The 16,148-nt window shown below is 46.0% G+C and carries 16 protein-coding genes; 12 read left to right on the top strand and 4 right to left on the bottom strand.

The window, feature by feature from the left end:
- Positions 1-84 precede the first annotated feature (84 nt).
- The 5 genes from QW597_01930 to QW597_01910 all read left to right on the top strand — a co-directional run bounded on the left by QW597_01930 (position 85) and on the right by QW597_01910 (position 4,315).
- Positions 85-1,005: an ABC transporter ATP-binding protein gene (locus QW597_01930; protein MEM0155347.1), complete on the top strand. Its 921-nt coding sequence runs from the start codon at positions 85-87 to the stop codon at positions 1,003-1,005.
- Between the two features lie 4 nt (positions 1,006-1,009).
- Complete coding sequence (locus QW597_01925; protein ID MEM0155346.1) at positions 1,010-1,747, top strand: ABC transporter permease subunit; 738 nt, start codon at positions 1,010-1,012, stop codon at positions 1,745-1,747.
- Positions 1,748-2,033: 286 nt separating this feature from the next.
- Positions 2,034-2,924, top strand: coding sequence for a Dam family site-specific DNA-(adenine-N6)-methyltransferase (locus QW597_01920; GenBank protein MEM0155345.1), 891 nt, complete (start codon positions 2,034-2,036; stop codon positions 2,922-2,924).
- A 92-nt stretch (positions 2,925-3,016) separates the two neighbouring features.
- Positions 3,017-3,589: a DUF998 domain-containing protein gene (locus QW597_01915; protein ID MEM0155344.1), complete on the top strand. Its 573-nt coding sequence runs from the start codon at positions 3,017-3,019 to the stop codon at positions 3,587-3,589.
- A 60-nt stretch (positions 3,590-3,649) separates the two neighbouring features.
- Positions 3,650-4,315, top strand: a complete 666-nt coding sequence (locus QW597_01910; protein ID MEM0155343.1) for a hypothetical protein — start codon at positions 3,650-3,652, stop codon at positions 4,313-4,315.
- A gap of 8 nt (positions 4,316-4,323) precedes the next feature.
- Here the strand turns inward: QW597_01910 and QW597_01905 are convergent, their stop codons facing one another.
- The 4 genes from QW597_01905 to QW597_01890 form a co-directional block, all read right to left on the bottom strand.
- Complete coding sequence (locus QW597_01905) at positions 4,324-5,550, bottom strand: MFS transporter (protein MEM0155342.1); 1,227 nt, start codon at positions 5,548-5,550, stop codon at positions 4,324-4,326.
- Positions 5,551-5,778: 228 nt separating this feature from the next.
- Positions 5,779-6,591, bottom strand: coding sequence for an aspartate kinase (locus QW597_01900; GenBank protein MEM0155341.1), 813 nt, complete (start codon positions 6,589-6,591; stop codon positions 5,779-5,781).
- A complete protein-coding gene (locus tag QW597_01895) occupies positions 6,588-7,640 on the bottom strand; it encodes an aspartate-semialdehyde dehydrogenase (protein MEM0155340.1) in 1,053 nt (350 codons plus the stop codon). The genes QW597_01900 and QW597_01895 overlap by 4 nt, the downstream gene beginning before the upstream one ends.
- A gap of 132 nt (positions 7,641-7,772) precedes the next feature.
- Positions 7,773-8,120: a hypothetical protein gene (locus QW597_01890; GenBank protein ID MEM0155339.1), complete on the bottom strand. Its 348-nt coding sequence runs from the start codon at positions 8,118-8,120 to the stop codon at positions 7,773-7,775.
- Positions 8,121-8,506: 386 nt separating this feature from the next.
- Between QW597_01890 and QW597_01885 the strand changes: the two genes are divergently transcribed.
- The 7 genes from QW597_01885 (at position 8,507) to QW597_01855 (ending at position 16,075) form a co-directional block, all read left to right on the top strand.
- Positions 8,507-9,682 (top strand): serine hydroxymethyltransferase, encoded by a 1,176-nt coding sequence (locus tag QW597_01885; protein ID MEM0155338.1) that lies wholly within the window; start codon positions 8,507-8,509, stop codon positions 9,680-9,682.
- A gap of 5 nt (positions 9,683-9,687) precedes the next feature.
- Positions 9,688-10,782, top strand: coding sequence for a CBS domain-containing protein (locus QW597_01880; protein ID MEM0155337.1), 1,095 nt, complete (start codon positions 9,688-9,690; stop codon positions 10,780-10,782).
- Positions 10,783-12,168 (top strand): TldD/PmbA family protein, encoded by a 1,386-nt coding sequence (locus QW597_01875; protein MEM0155336.1) that lies wholly within the window; start codon positions 10,783-10,785, stop codon positions 12,166-12,168.
- A 9-nt stretch (positions 12,169-12,177) separates the two neighbouring features.
- Positions 12,178-13,482 carry a TldD/PmbA family protein gene (locus QW597_01870; GenBank protein MEM0155335.1) on the top strand — a complete coding sequence of 435 codons (1,305 nt, stop codon included), beginning with the start codon at positions 12,178-12,180 and terminating at the stop codon, positions 13,480-13,482.
- Between the two features lie 237 nt (positions 13,483-13,719).
- The gene (locus tag QW597_01865) at positions 13,720-14,259 is read left to right on the top strand and encodes a PadR family transcriptional regulator (protein MEM0155334.1); all 540 of its coding nucleotides are present in this window, start codon (positions 13,720-13,722) and stop codon (positions 14,257-14,259) included.
- Entirely contained in the window at positions 14,256-15,254 is a 999-nt protein-coding gene (locus tag QW597_01860; GenBank protein MEM0155333.1) for an ATP-binding cassette domain-containing protein, read from the top strand. Before QW597_01865 ends, QW597_01860 begins: the two co-directional genes overlap by 4 nt.
- Positions 15,251-16,075 (top strand): ABC transporter permease, encoded by an 825-nt coding sequence (locus QW597_01855; GenBank protein MEM0155332.1) that lies wholly within the window; start codon positions 15,251-15,253, stop codon positions 16,073-16,075. The genes QW597_01860 and QW597_01855 overlap by 4 nt, the downstream gene beginning before the upstream one ends.
- Positions 16,076-16,148: the final 73 nt, after the last annotated feature.

Raw genomic sequence — 16,148 nt, 5'->3', positions numbered from 1 at the left:
AATAACCTTATATTGATCTGCATTCTATTCAACTGTAATCAAAAACAACGATCTTCTGATAGCCAATTAGACGGTGATACCCAAATGAAGATGATAGAGGTTGACAATCTCACAAGGAAATTTGGAAATATTACCGCCGTCGATTCATTGAAATTCAGCATTGATAGAGGGGAGATTTTCGGACTGCTTGGTCCGAACGGCGCTGGTAAGACGACAACAGTGAGAATGCTCTGCTGCCTGATCTCAAAAACCGGTGGAGACGCGAGAATCGATGGCTATGATATATCCGACAGGGGCGATGCGATGAAGATAAGAAAGATGATAGGGCTCGTTCCTGACAACGTGGGCCTTTATGAAACGCTAAGTGTCTACGCGAATCTTGTGTTCTACGGCAGAATGTATGAATTTCCTGAAAAGGAACTTAAGGAGAATATTGAAAAATATCTGAGGATGCTTGAACTATGGGATAAGAGGAATTCGCCTGTAGGATCTTTTTCCAAAGGAATGAAACAGAAGGCGTCTCTTGCGAGAGCTCTAATACATGATCCGGAGCTGCTCTTCATGGATGAACCAACGGCCAATCTTGATCCTGAAGCGTCAAAAACAATCAGGGATTTGATACTTGATCTGAAAAAGGAGAATAAGACTATACTTCTCAATACCCACAACCTGGACGAGGCTCAGCGTATTTGTGACCGGATAGGGATATTGAAAACAAAATTGATTGCCGTGAATACCCCGGATAACCTTTCTAAGATTGCTTCTGGCAGGAAAACTGTGATCCTGCTGGAGGAGATGAATGACAGGATAATCAGATCGGTTAAGGGTCTGAACCCAAGAAGCGTGGAGGCGGAGGCGAATAAACTGCTGGTATCCCTGAATGACCCTGACAAAGAAACTCCCTCCATTATAAGCGCTATTGTTTCCGCTGGAGGGAGGGTCAGATCGGTAAATGAGACTGGTGCATCGCTGGAGGACATATATCTTCAACTTGTGAGGGAGTAAGATAATGAGGCTTTGGAAATCGTGGATACTTGCAAGAAAGGAACTGGCAATTCTCAGGAATGGAGGAGCCCGTGGGATAGCCATGATTGTTTTACCGCTTGCACTGGGGGTGGGACTTCCGCTGCTCATTGAATACCTGATCATCAAGAAGTCTGCCACAGAAGAACTTCTCTCATCCCTACTTGGGGCCTTTCCATTCTTTTTCATCATACTTTCGGCTTTGATTCCACTCTACATTTCCAGTTACAGCATCGTTGGTGAGAAAACCGAAAAGAGCCTGGAACCTCTGCTTGCCACGCCCACCTCCGATGGCGAGATACTGGTAGGCAAATACATTGGCGCTTTCCTTCCGGCTATAGCCTCAGTTTACCTTGGACTGACGGTTTACATGCTGCTTATTGATCTCCTTACAGATTCCAGTTTTGGATACCTGTATTACCCGAACTGGACCATTGCAATTGTTTATCTGCTTGGCACTCCCCTGGCCAGTATATACGGGGCCAGCACGGGTGTATTTGTCTCGTCCAAGGTGAACAGCGTTCAGGGTGCATACCAGATAGGTGTTTTTTCCCTTCTTCCCCTTATTGTGATTTATGTCCTGGGAGAAATAGGTATTGTATCGCTTGGGAGCGATACCAACCTTCTAATAATTTCTGGAGCATTGCTAGTTGCAGTGGTACTGATGTATTTTCTCAGCAGAGTAACGTTCAGCAGGGAAAGGATTCTAACCCAGTGGAAATGATTTGAAATGTCCTGCATACTTGCTGCATTTGGATCGAATATATATAAGCCCTTCCTGAGTTAAGTGCACAATTGATATATTTCCCGGTTAAATAAATGAATTCGTGGTCAACCATCCTTCTGCTTGCAAGATTGCTTGAAAAACCACAATTAATGACGTTTTTACTTCTTATGGGATTGTAAAAGCAATTTAAGACGGGATACTGTGAATCTGCGCCTGGGAAGTTATTCTGTGCAATTGGGCGGGCATGCGTTTATAGGAGGGGTTTGCCTTTGAGGTACAGCAAATGTGCAGAGCTGAAGGGAAAGGGACGCCTAAAACCATGCTTAAGCCCCTGTTGAAGTGGGCAGGAGGGAAAAGACAATTGATGCCTTCAATCCTGCCGATGATTCCCGCAAGGTTCAGAAACTATCTGGAACCTTTTGCCGGTGGCTGCGCCCTTCTGGTTGAACTCTACAATATGCGCAGGATAACACACGCCGTCATTTCTGATATCAATGAGGAACTCATAAATGTTTATAGGGTAGTCAAACGGAACCCGGGAAAGATAACTGACGAGATTGAATGCCTGCCCTACGGCAATAGCAGAGATTCATATTACTCAGCCAGGGAAAGATTCAACCTTATACTCGGGGATAAAGGTTCCACGATTGAGCGCGCGGCCCTATTCATTTACCTCAACAGGCACGGGTATAATGGGCTCTGGAGGGTAAACATATCAGGAAAGTTCAACGTTCCTTTCGGAAAATATAGAAACCCTACTATGCCTAATCCTGAACATATAATGGAGTTCAGTAGGATGCTTTCTCTGGTTGATATATATGCCATCGACTTTGCTGAGACCTGCAATATGGCCTCTGCCGGCGATCTTGTCTACATTGACCCCCCTTATTTCCCTCTTTCTAACACTTCAAGCTTTACAGCTTATTCAAGAGTCGGCTTCCCCTACAGCGAACAGGAGAGGCTTCGCGATCAGTATGAAGAAATGGGAAAAAGAGGAGTCATGGTCATATTCAACAATTCGTGGGCACCGGAGATTTCATCGCTATACGTGAATTCTTTCTGCGTGAAGGTTGCCTCTACGAGGATGATCAACAGGAATTCCAGCAATCGGACTGGCCATTTCGATCTTCTTGGGTCAAATTTTACGCCGCCCGGGTTTCGCAACCAGGGATGAAAAACATAATGTACCCTAGTATAGCTCGACAGAACTATTCATAGGAAATTAACCACTGGTCATATTTATATCCACGCCATGGTTGCTTATCCATGCATTATTCTGGAAGTGCCAGAGTCAAGCTGATGTTGTTTGGCGTTGCAGCGCTTGTTTCAATTTTCCTTTGGATAGCCACTGCCTGGCTTGTAAATCCCTGGTTCAATTTTTATACGGGTGCCCTCAGCGCGCTAGGATCACTTGGTGCCACCGATCCATGGATATACAACGTGGGTCTTATGTTCACCTCTATTCTTATTGTTTTTTATTCTGCCGGCCTTATTCTCTATTCTAGAAATACGATCCAGACAGTGGGATCTTCGTTCTTCATTGTTGCAGCAATGTTTCTTGCGTTGATTGGCATTTATCATGGCGGAACTTATCCTCACGACTTTGTATCGTCGTGGTTCTTCGTACAGGCAGACATCGCCATCTTGATCTGGGGCATAGGGGCTACAATCAAGAAGAGATTGATCGGGGTATATTCACTGGTGATAGCGGTCTCGGCCTCATTATTTGCATATGCAGTGAATTGGCCGTCGTCAGCAGAACTTGAAACTTTCGGCACTTGTGCTATATCCCTGTGGGTGATCCTCACAATTGCATTTGCTCTGAAGAATAAGCTTTAAAGATGTTCCACAATATAGATATCCTAAGTAAAAATTACACAGCAACTGAAAACGATGTATATGACGCAGAAGGACTATTCACTGAGACATGGCCTGCAGTTGCTTGTATCTGATTTTATGCTTATTTTCCCCTTTCTGCTTAGCTTTGTTGTTGCACTTATCGTCGAAGCAGTCGCTGGATCAGTGTCACTGGCGTTTTCACTGCATGGCTTTTTCGACAATGGCTATAACATGCTGCTTCTACCATTAGGAACGATCATTTTCGATTCAGCCATAGTGTTCATTGTCATACTCATCGAGGCATTTGGCGTGATATGGCAGTCCGAGGCCGCCTCTGTTCGCAGCAAGGGGTACAGGTTTGGGCTGGAGTCGTCCTTCAGAAGCGCTGCTGCATCAACCAGCAAGTATGCCTGGATATTGGTCTTTATGGCGCTGATCGGTGCTGCAATCAACTTCATTCCTTTCTTTGGAGGATCGCTTTCCAACCTGTGGTTCGCATATTCCGCCTACGCTCTCATGCTGAGTTTGCTTACGGGCAGAACGTTTCGAGACACACTCTCGAGAGGTACCGATTCCCTGCAGAAGATGTATGACAGCGAATCAACCACGGGCATCTTTTTTGTTTTAGTGATTGTTGTTTCCCTAGTACCGGTATTTTCAGAACTTGCGATCTTGATCGAGGTTATACTGGGGTCAGCTGTGATTGTGAGGTATGAGAGCAAGTAAAGATCAGTTCAGGAGCTCGCCTGCGGAATGGAACGCAGAATCCTGCCGGCATAAATGTAAACCAGGTATGAGAGTGCGATCCCAAGCAGGGCAAGGGGACCCCACATCAGCAAAGGTTCTGAATAGAAGTATGATAGCATAACCGTGCCAACGAGTGGTGCTATTGGCTGTACCAGACCAATAACCAGCTGTGCGGCGCCGAAATACTGGCCGCGTTTGTCAGGTGGGGACATTTTGCCGATAACGCTGTATATCACGGGAGAAATCACGTTCTCGCCCATGGTTATTGCTATCACGTCAATAACCAGGAAAACTGTGCCGGAAAAGAATGCCAGAGCGAGGAAAGAGAATGAATAAATAAGGCCGCCTATGGCTATTCTTGTGCCATCACGCACCTTCTGGAACAGGATATTGGTTGGCATCTGCAGGAAAACCACAGCGAACCCGTTGACCGTGTACAGTATTCCTATGGCTCTGTTAGTTATGAAATCAACATGGCTCCAGAAAAGCGTAAGTGTTGTACCCCACTGCCCTGCCACAAAGAAAATTGATCCTATCAGAAGGCTGATTACGATAAACTTCGTGTCTTTTCTTGGAAACGAAAAGCCTGAGGATGACAGGCTTGTGATATGGGGCGTCTCCTGAATGTAGAGAATGTAGATGACCCATTCAACAGCAGTTGACACGGCCGGAAAGAGGAACACATAGCCATAATTCAGGTATGAGAGGAATCCTCCGATTGCGGGTCCCGCGGAGAATCCAATGTTTGCCATTATCCTGACGATCCCGAATGCATTCGTGCGGTCTGATTCTTTCACAGTGTCGGTTATGACGACATTGTCCAGTATGCCCTGTATGCTCATCAAAGGCTCGACCATCACGAATGCCACGTAAATAATGTAAACATAAGAACCGATGAAAATCAGAACCGAGATCACAATGAAGATCAGCATTATCAGCGGTGGTGTTATGAGTGCCCATTTCCGTCTTCCAAACCTGTCAATGAGGTTCCCCCCGTATATTGAGAATGGAAGGGATATTATGGCAGTAATGAAAAACAGGAATCCAATGACTGGGTACGAGACATGCCTTACAATGGAAAGATAAAGGGGGATGAAAATCCACGCTTGCGAACGCCCGAGCACCCTTATGAGCTGGGCTGAGGAAATAGCTCTCACGTATCGGTTTGAGAAGACTCCACCACCTCTTAAAGACGAAAAATACGACTCAGGCAAGTTATGCCGGTAATATTTCGAGAGATAATTATATTTGTTGTCTCAGGAACCAACTTTATCCCTAGACTCAAGTGATTGTGTCTGTGCATTTAAGCCTGATTCGGCATTTGCCTTAGTGCAGTATCTTGAAATAAGTAACTCCCTGACTTTTTTGCTACTCCTGCATTCGCTTGGGTCAATAGTTTTCTGCAATGACCTGAGTCAAATGTAATTGCAGTTGGGAATAACTCAGCCGTGGGGAGGATCTGAAGGAAGCGGTGTATGGTTTTCTGGCGAAACCTGGTCTTCTGTTGGATAAACGACTGTTTCCGTGCTACTTGGGAATGTATTCCTGACGATAAAAACAACCTTATTCGCGATGGCTAGTTCCAGCGCCTTCCTGTGGATTATCCTGGATCCAGAATCTACCATTTCAAGGAGCCTTTGTGCGCTTATTCGAACTAAAAGCCTAGCGTCCTTTGATACCTTTGGATCACAGGTCATCACGCCATCCACATCCTTGTATATGCAGACCCGATCCGCCTTCAGTTCGGAGCCAATAGCTATGGCTGTGGTATCGCTTCCTCCCCTTCCCAGTGTTGTGATCTCCCCCTTAAGCGTTGTCCCCTGAAATCCAGAAACAACAGGGACGATTCCATTTCTAATAAATTCCAGCAATCTCGCCTTCCGGATTTTCACTATGGAAGCGTCCCCAAAATTAGAATCGGTGATAATTCCGGCCATCCCACCTGTCAGTGGAGCTGCCTTAATGCCAAGCCTATTGAGTTTTGCCGAAAATATTACCGAGCTGATCGTTTCGCCGCATGAGACCAGGAGGTCCAGATCACGAGGTTGCAATGAACATTCTGTTCCTATCAACGACATCAGGGTATCTGTCGAATATGGATCACCGGATCTTCCCATTGCAGATACCACAACAACTGTTCTATATCCCACTTTCACAGAATCCATTACATGGGAAGCAGCGAACGACCTCCCCTCCTCGGTTGACAGGGGAGTGCCACCGAATTTGAGGATAGAAATCCTTTCCGTCCTTGTCACCCTTCCACTTTTGTGGGATCATGCTGGCAGAATAATGATCGATTAACAAGAATTTCAGCGATCTGCACGGCGTTCCATGAAGCTCCCTTGAGTATGTTATCAGCTACAACAAACATCATGATCGTGTTGGGATCGGTTATATCCCTTCTGATCCGACCAACATAAACGTCCCCACTGCCTTCCGCCATCTTTGGGTGCGGGATTACCCCCTTTTCCGGATCATCAGCTATAATGATTCCTGGTGCTTTGGAAAGTCTTGCTCTGATTTCTGAAAGTGACACCTGATGGTTGAATCTTATGGCCACAGATTCGGAGTGCCCGTAAACAACCGGTACCCTGACAGCGGTTGGGCTTATCTTCAAATCCTTTCTTCCTAGTATTTTGCGGGATTCGTTTACGATCTTCATTTCCTCCTTCGTGTAACCATTGGCAGTGAAGTCGTCACACTGTGGAAGAACATTAAGAACAAGGGGATAATGCTTTGAACTATTCCTTGTCGGAAAAGTCATGTCATCTTCTTGGCCGTTCAGAAGCCCAGTTATTCCCTTCTGCCCCATACCACTGGCTGCCTGGTATGTTGAAACATAGACATGTTCCATGCCAAGCGATAGAAGAGGTTTTATAGCTACTGTGAGCTGGATTGTGGAGCAATTTGGGTTAGAAATCAGTCCTCTGTGGTCACTGATCGCCTCCGGGTTCACCTCGGGCACTACGAGAGGAACCCAGGTTTCCATCCTGAATGCACTACTGTTGTCTATTACCACGGCACCAGAATCCATAGCGGATTTCGCATACAATCTGGCGGCTTCAGATCCAGCACTGAACAGGAATATGTCAGTATCAGCAAAATGACCTGAACCCGCGTCCTGAACGAGTATTTCCTCCCCATGGAATATGATTCTTGTCCCGGCTGACTTTTCAGTAGCAAAAAGTTTGAGCTCGGACACGGGGAAATTCCTTCTTTCCAGGGTCTGTACCATTGCCCTTCCTACGACTCCCGTCGCACCCAAAACGGCGACAGTGTAGCCATCCCGTCGTGTATTTCTCACAGGCATCCGTATTATTATTAAGATTTATCCTTGATTGACAATAATATTACCTAAGCGAATACGTCAAGTTTATTCGGGAATGCCTCTTAGACATTTTGAAAATATTGGTCAGGACGCTAGACAGTTCCTGATTTATTCAATATTTTCACTTTCCTCATCAGATTTGTCATTATACCCTATGATTCCACTGAAGTAAGGACCTATCCTGTGCATAAACATCCTATTCTGTACCTTGAAATATGCCTCCCACGTGTTACCAGTCAGGCGCCTGATCGCCTTCTTGACAACCTTGATCTGCACCTTTGCTTCTCTCCTGGAAATGCCGCCATATTTTTCCAGGTTTGTCTGTGCTAGCCGATCCTTGTTACCCCTAAGAGCAAGCTTTAATAACCTCAAGTTTTCTTCAAGCTCCTCGACTTGATCACGAGCATTGGAATTTGGATTCGATTTCCTGTACGTAACCCTTACTGGCCTGGTCATTAAAATAATACCCAGTGAGCCTATTTACGTCTTTTGTAACAGAGAAGATTAGTTTCCCAACCATACTATGAGGTTTTATAGACTTTTCATCCCTTAAGGTGAGAGGAAACAAAGCATCTTCCATGAACAGGACGCACATTCAGTAAACGTATATCTTCTATGTCACTGGGCCTGGAGAAATCTGGTTCCTTGTCAGGTTTGATAAGTGTCGAATATAGCCTAATTCTGTACACTGTTTTTCTGTTTATAACGGCTAAAACATTCTATGCACTAAAAACGTGGGAAAAGCTATATAACACGATAACCATGGTTATGTTATGCCATTTCCCGACAGTAAATTATACTTGCAAAAGGGGAAATTTGGCATGTTCTGAGGCAGGATTATCATGAGTGATATTCTAGAATATGTAAAAAAACACGACGAGTACAGAAAAAAGGTTCTCAATCTACAGGCATCGGAGAATATTTTGAGTCCGGATGTCCGATCAGCACTATCCTCTGACCTTAATTCACGGTATTCTCTCATTGATGAAGAAACGGGAGAGAACGCCTACGGTGGAACAGTGTATTCGGAAAAGATCCTTGAGGCAACAACAAAGCTTGCTGAGGATGTTTTTCGGTCTAAATTTGCAGAGGTGAGGCCAATGGGCGGTCACATCGCCGCAATGGTGGCACTGATCTCAATCACCAAGCGCAAGGGAAACATAATGGCCATTGCAGAGAAGTACGGAGGATATACCGGTTACTCCCAGGGTTTTCTTCCGGACATTCTGTCCCTCCACAGCTATGAAATACCCTATGACGGAGAGAACCAGTCGGTGGACCTTGACAAACTTGAGAAATCCATGAAGCATGTACAACCGGCGGCCATCTTGCTTGGTCAGTCGTTCTTTCTCAGGCCGTACGACCTGAGAAACATCCGAAACATTGCTGATTCATTCGGTTGCAGGATAGTTTATGATGCATCGCACGTCTTAGGGCTTGTTGCTGGTGGATCCTTTCAGCATGATGCTCTCCAGTATTCGGATATCCTGTTTGGGTCAACGCATAAATCTTTCTTTGGCCCACAGGGATCAATTATGTTGACCAATAACCGGGAAATATACGAAAGCATAGAGAAAAATCTCACGTGGAGAGCCATTGACAACTACCACTTGGCCAGAGTGGCCGGACTCGGGGTCGCGCTGGAAGAGATGTCCAGGTACGGAAAACAGTACGCGCAGAAGGTGGTGAAGAATTCACATGACCTGGGGGAGAAGCTTTTCTCCAGAAGTATCCCTGTAATGCATTCCCCATGGTTTTCTGAGTCCCACCAGCTGCACGTTGATAAGGGAGAGCTTGAGAAGAAGGGTATGAGTGCAGCTACCTTCAGCAAGAAACTAGAGAAAAATGGCATAATCGTGGACAGGGAAGGGAGAATAGGTACCGCAGAGATGACAAGAATGGGGATTGACGATACTGATCTTGTTGCGAGCCTGATCAAGGATGCTGCTGATGGTAAAGACATCAGAGATCAGGTTAAAGTGCTAATTGAACATAGGGAAATACAATACTGGAGGTAGGAACGATGAAAATAAGTGAAGTTATGACAAAAGACGCCGTTGTGCTGAGCAGGGATTCAAGGGTTGCAGAGGCTCTGTCAAAGATGTCAGAACTCAGAATTCACCAGATACCTGTGGTTTCCGGAAATGAGTATCTTGGTGTTATAAGTTCGTCCGAAATCCTCCGGAGAAGGAGCCTCCAGCTGATGTCAAAAGTAGAAAATTTCATAATAAATACTCCTACAGGTACTCCCGATATGGACATAATGGAGGCTGTTCGTGTGCTCCGTGACTCAGGAGTAAATGCCCTGCCTGTTATCGATAAGAAGAGACTTGTAGGTATAGTGTCAAGGCTCGACATACTGAAAAGAATAGGCGAAGTTGCTGACCTGACTGAAGCAAGGAATTCACACATAATGTCCGATAATCCCCTCGTGGCAAGGACAGATGACACCACTGATGTTGCTGCAGATCATATGCGTGACCTTGGAGAATCCGAAATCCCAGTGGTAGATGGAGGCGGCAGGCTGTCAGGAATCTTAAGAATGGACAGCATAGTATCAGCCACCAGACAGGGAAAGGATCGTGTTCGCTACGGGGAGTACTCAGGTCAGAGCGACAAAGTCAAGGTTAGCGTGGGATCCATAAGCGATGCCCCCGTCTCTGTAAAACTATTTGAACCAGTGAAGACAACAATAGACCTGATGACAAAACACAATATTCACCTTGTTCCCGTCGTATCGGACGACCAGCGCGTCGTCGGTGTCGTTGATGTTTCGGATGTCTTGGACCTCATCTCGCCGGGAGAGGAAAAGGAGGGTGTGCTCATCGAAGTGAGTGGTCTGACTCCGGATGATGATGATCTCTATGACACAACGTATTTCATCGCGAGCAAGTTTATAGAAAAATTCTCCAAGATTACCGGCCATAATATGGGAAAACTGAACATCCACGTGATCAAATACAAGGAATCTGGCGGGACAAAATACTCTATCAGGACGCGCCTGATGTCTGGGAGACTCTCTATGAACCAGAATGGGTCCGACTGGAACTTTGGAAAGTGCCTTTCTGGGATATTTGACAGTTATGAGATCAGAATAAAGAAAGACAAGGAGAGGTAAATGCCGGGAGAACTCATTGATCGGATCGTGGACTATGCGTCTGGGATATCGAGGTTCTCTGACGCCAGATTCATGGCCATAAATTCAAAGGGCGTTGCGTACAGAAATGGAGAATTCGAAGGTATGGAGTCTTCATCTACATCCGGGTACGCTATCAGACTGGTGAACAACTCCATGGGGTTTGTATACACGGATTCAGAGGACTGGCAAACCGTGAGGGAGAAAATCGATCTGCTGCTGCCTGCGACCAAAAGGATCGGAAAGAACAGGATAAGCGAAACGGATCCCGTGAAAGATTCCTGGAAAGTGGATCAGAAGAAAAAAATAGAGGACATATCCGTTGAAGAGAGGATTGAGATCGCTAGGAGAAGTGACAAGCTCCTCGAAAGTCTTGGTGTGGCAGTGAGGATGAATTACGTCGGGGACAAGAAAGTGGTACAGTCCTACCGAAACTCCGACGGATGCTCCATAGATGCTGAGATTTCGAGGGTGTCCTACTATTATGTATTCGGCGTCTTTGATGGGTCTCAATTCGAGCAATCAACTGGTCAGTTCGGAGCTTCGTCTGGCTATGAATATCTGGATTCCCTTGATCTTGAGGAACGCCTGAGGTCTGAGGTCAAGGCAATGAAAGAAAATCTTTCCGCCCCAGCACTGAAACCTGGCACCTACGATCTGGTCATTGGACCAGAAATTTCGGGGATAGTGGCACACGAATCCTGCGGGCACCCGACCGAATACGACAGGATCATCGGAAGGGAGGGCGCACTCGCAGGAGAATCTTTCCTCACGGGAAAGCAGTTCCCTTACAGGATTGGGTCCGAGGCGGTAAGCGTGATAGACGACCCCACTTTCAACATGAGTTACGGCCATTACAAGTATGACGATGAGGGGGTCAAGGCAAGGAAACGCTATCTCTACAGGAAAGGCTTCACCGACGAATTTATCCTGAACAGAGAGAGCGCCGCGATGCTGGGTGTTGAACCCAATGGTGGCGGGAGAAGCTCATCATGGAACATGGAACCACTTGCGAGGATGAGCACTACGTACATCGAACCGGGGGAGTATGAACTGGAAGAACTCTTCGAGGAAATCAGGTCAGGAGTATACATGAAGTCCTTCACCGAATGGAACATAGATGATATCAGATTCAACGAGAAATATGTGGGAAAGGAATCCTATCTCATAGAGAATGGTGAAGTCAGAGGAAGGATAAGGAGACCAACGCTGGAGACCAATACTGTTAAATTTTACAGCTCCATAGATGCGGTGGCGAAGGATCTTGATTTCTTCGCAGGGAATTGCGGAAAAGGAGAACCCATGCAAGGCGTCGATGTGTGGATGGGCGGACCACATGCAAGGCTCAGGAATATGTACCTCAAATAGGGTGATATCTTGGAAACAGTAGACAGGATTTACGATAAATTATCTAGAATGGGCATGGACGAGATAGTGATCAATGGAGTTTCCAGTGATGTGGAACAGTTGCGTTTCTCACAGAATTCCAAGGATCTCCTCAACCAGTGGTACGAAAATGAGTATTCTGTCTTTGCAGCTCGGGGAAAAAGAATAGCTGAGATCACCCTGAAAAGCGATGCTGAGATAGAAAGCAGGCTGGACGAGCTCAGAAACATGATAGAAAAGATCCCTGAGAACCCTTCTTTTTTTGGAATTAACCCTAAGAAAGAGACATATGGTCATGTTGAATCGGGAAGCATTGTGGATACTGACATACAGGGACTTTGCGAGAGCGCAATCAACGGGTCACTCGAAGCTGGAAGCAAGAGGTCTGCTGGCCTTGCGTATCTTGTCAGGTATACCCACATACTGAAAACAAGCTACAACGAGGCGCAGTATACCGGCGGGGGTACTGAGCTTGTGATAAGGTCATTTTCCGGAGAGACATCCGGACAGGAAAGCGTGCATTACGGACCATCATTCAGGCCGGGCAGCATCGATGCAGAATCCGTAGGAAGGGCAGCAGGAGAAATGGCAGTTTCTGGGAATAACCTGTCCACCGGTGAAGAGGGTAAATTCACTATACTGATGTCTCCCTACCTGATTGGCAACATAATCTCCAGCAGTTCAGAGTTCCTTTCCTATTACTCCGTAGACTCTGGAATGTCCTGTTTTGCCGGGAAGATTGGGTACAAGGTTTCAAGCGAATCTCTCAACCTGGTCGATGATCCTCTTGACATGTCAGGGGTCGGCTACAGGCCTTTTGATGAAGAAGGCACTCCAACAAGAAAGAACGTCTTCATTGAGAATGGAATCCTGAAAAGGTACATGCAGTCATATTCCACCGGTAAGAAGTCCGGAACAGAGTCTACGGGTAATGCCGGCATCATCTCGCCGGGTGCCTGGCAGATGCGCATAGAACCGGGGAACAGGAGCTTTCGTGATATCCTTTCCGAGATCAAGGATGGCCTGTTCATCAACAATGCGTGGTACACGAGGTTCCAGGATTACAGGAACGGCATCTTTTCTACCGTTCCGAGGGACGGAGTTTTCAGGATAAAAAATGGTGAGATCGCCGGAAGCGTCAGTGGGATACGTATAAGCGACTCGGTAACAAATGTCTTGAAAAATGTGGTGGAAATGTCAAAGGAGATGAAAAATACCAAATGGTGGGAAGAAATCCAGCCTTCAATGATGCCGTACGTACTGGTAAAGGACGTTAATATTTCGAGATCGTTCTGAAATTTATTTATTTTTGTCTTCGCGACCAGATAAGAGCAGCCAGCGCCAGGAAAAACGGAAAAGTACCCAATTCCAAAATGGGAGCCTGCAGGGCATTTATTGCCTTGTTTCACGGCTTTTAGATGACGCCAACTTTTCAAACAGAATAACAACGACGACGCTTATACTATAGTTTCCTTTGTTGTTATCGATATCGATATCGTTATATATAGATTTTAACTTACGGAATAAGTTAGCATGGAACGTGGCGAAAGCAGGTGGAATAGGGGTACGATCTTCTTCATAATACTGACCATGGCCAGAGATGGACCGGTGTATGGCAACCAGATTGCGAATCTCATATCAGAAAGGACTGATGGGACCTGGAAACCGAGCCCGGGATCTATTTACCCTGCGCTGAAGCGGTTGGAGCATCGGGGGTTCATTGAGAAGCAGGAAGAGAACGGCAGAGTGATGTACAGCATAACTGAGAAAGGCATTTCCCTGATTTCCAAGATAAAGGACAGGCATTTCGAGCGATCCCCTATGGCCAAACTCATGGGGAAGCTCTGGATCGATATGCTTAACCCTGAAGAAATGACACGCTTTATAATCAGCTCTGCAAAGCACATGAACGCTTATCTGGATACGAACCTGAAGAACATCAGTGAAAACATCGGGAACCTGAAGGAATACGAGGTTTTTCTTATGTCCTACGAACTTGAGCTTGAGAGGGCATTGAAGATTTTGAAGGATGCAAGAAAGGAACTGACGGAAAACCAAGAGGCGAAACAATGAGTGGAACAATGATAGAGACAAAAAACCTGACAAAAATTTATAAGGGTAGTATAAAAGCTGTAGATAACCTGAACATATCGATAAACGAGGGGGAAATATATGGTCTTGCCGGCCCGAACGGAGCAGGTAAAACGACAACCATAAATATGCTGGTGACCAGAATTGCTCCAACTTCCGGCACTGCTATAGTCAACGGCTTTGACATATCGAAGAATTCACTTGATGTGAGAAAAGTGATCGGCGTAGTACCTCAGGATTTTACAGCGGATGAGGATCTTACGGGCAGAGAAAACATGCTTATGGTTTCCCAGTTTTACGATGTGCCCAAGATTAAAGCACAGGAAACATGCAAAGCACTGCTGAAGCTGGTGGAACTTGAAGACGCTGCTGATCGGCTGGTGAAAACATACTCCGGAGGAATGAGAAAGAGGCTTGAACTGATCATAGGACTTGTCCATGAACCAAGAATACTGTTCCTCGATGAACCTACTCTTGGACTTGATGTCCAGACGAGGACCCAGATGTGGAATTATGTTAAGGAAATCCAAGGCAGACTCAACGTGACAATAATCCTGACCTCACATTACCTTGAGGAGATAGATGAACTGGCGTCAAGGGTGTCAATAATAGATCACGGGAAAGTTCTGATCACAGGTTCTCCTTTGGAGCTGAAAGAGTCACTGAGAGGTGATATCGTCAACCTGACATTGTCAGATCAGAAGAGCGCAGATATGATGAAATCAGTTCCCGAAGCACTGGAAGTAACAGATTCAGGAGCGAACAGCGTCAGAATAAAGGTTGCCAATGTTGACAAATCCCTTCCTAAAATTATCAACTTCATTTCTGAACACGAACTCTCAACCGTGAAGCTGACCGTGGAAAAACCTACTCTCGATGAGGTGTTTCTGGAGTACACCGGAAGATCCATAAGAGAAGAAGATGGGGGAACGGATGCTAGAAGACTGGCAATGAACATGAGGAGAGCGAGACAATGAGCGGACTGTGGCCCCTTACTGTTAGGGAACTGAAGAAGTGGATCAGAAACCCGACATTTCTATTCACAGGGTTGATACAGCCAATATTCTGGATAGCCCTGTTCGGTAGTGCGTTGGATATTACCAAACTGCTGTCGTCCTCTTCCGCAGGCGTTGGCGTTGCTACGGCCTATGTTCTGGACGGAGCCCCCAATTACATAACGTTCCTGGTTGGTGGTGTGCTAACAACAATGGGGTTATTTACGGCCATGTTTGCAGGCACCCAGATAATATTCGACAGGAGGCTGGGTCCAATGGGAAGATTCCTTTCATCGCCTATCAGGAGAAGCTCCATTGTTTTCTCAAAAATAATATCTTCCGTAATCAGGATCATTCCGCAGGTGGTGATTCTCATAATAGCTGCCCTCCTTATTCCTAACGGTCTGATTTTTCAACATGGTTTTACGCTTCTGGATGTTCTTGTGCTAGCAACGGCCATAATCCTAATTGCATTCATTTTCTCATCCATTTTCAGCGTCATTGCTACAAGGATGACCAACATGAATTCAATATTCGGAATTGTGAACCTTGTCAACCTCCCCCTTATGTTCATGAGCTACGCAATGTTTCCTTCGACGATGATGGCGGGATGGCTCTCTAATGTGGCTCAGTACAATCCCGTATCCTGGTCTGCCCAGGCAATCAGGACGGTCATTATCAACGGGAGCCTCTCCGCTTCACAGTGGAGCCAGGAAGGACAGTGGCTCGGTGCACTTGCGGTGCTTGCGGCCGGACTGTTGCTACTCACAGCATATCTCGTCGAAAAGGAGATAAGGGACTGAGTGAGAAGAGGGTAAACGATGCCCTTACTCACACATTTAACACATAAAGTGAAAACAGGCCCGCCATGTTCTA

It is taken from the genome of Thermoplasmataceae archaeon (genome assembly GCA_038729425.1).
GTDB lineage: Archaea > Thermoplasmatota > Thermoplasmata > Thermoplasmatales > Thermoplasmataceae > B-DKE.
The sequence above is the reverse complement of the archived record's forward strand: the minus strand, read 5'-3'. Positions and strand labels throughout refer to the sequence as shown.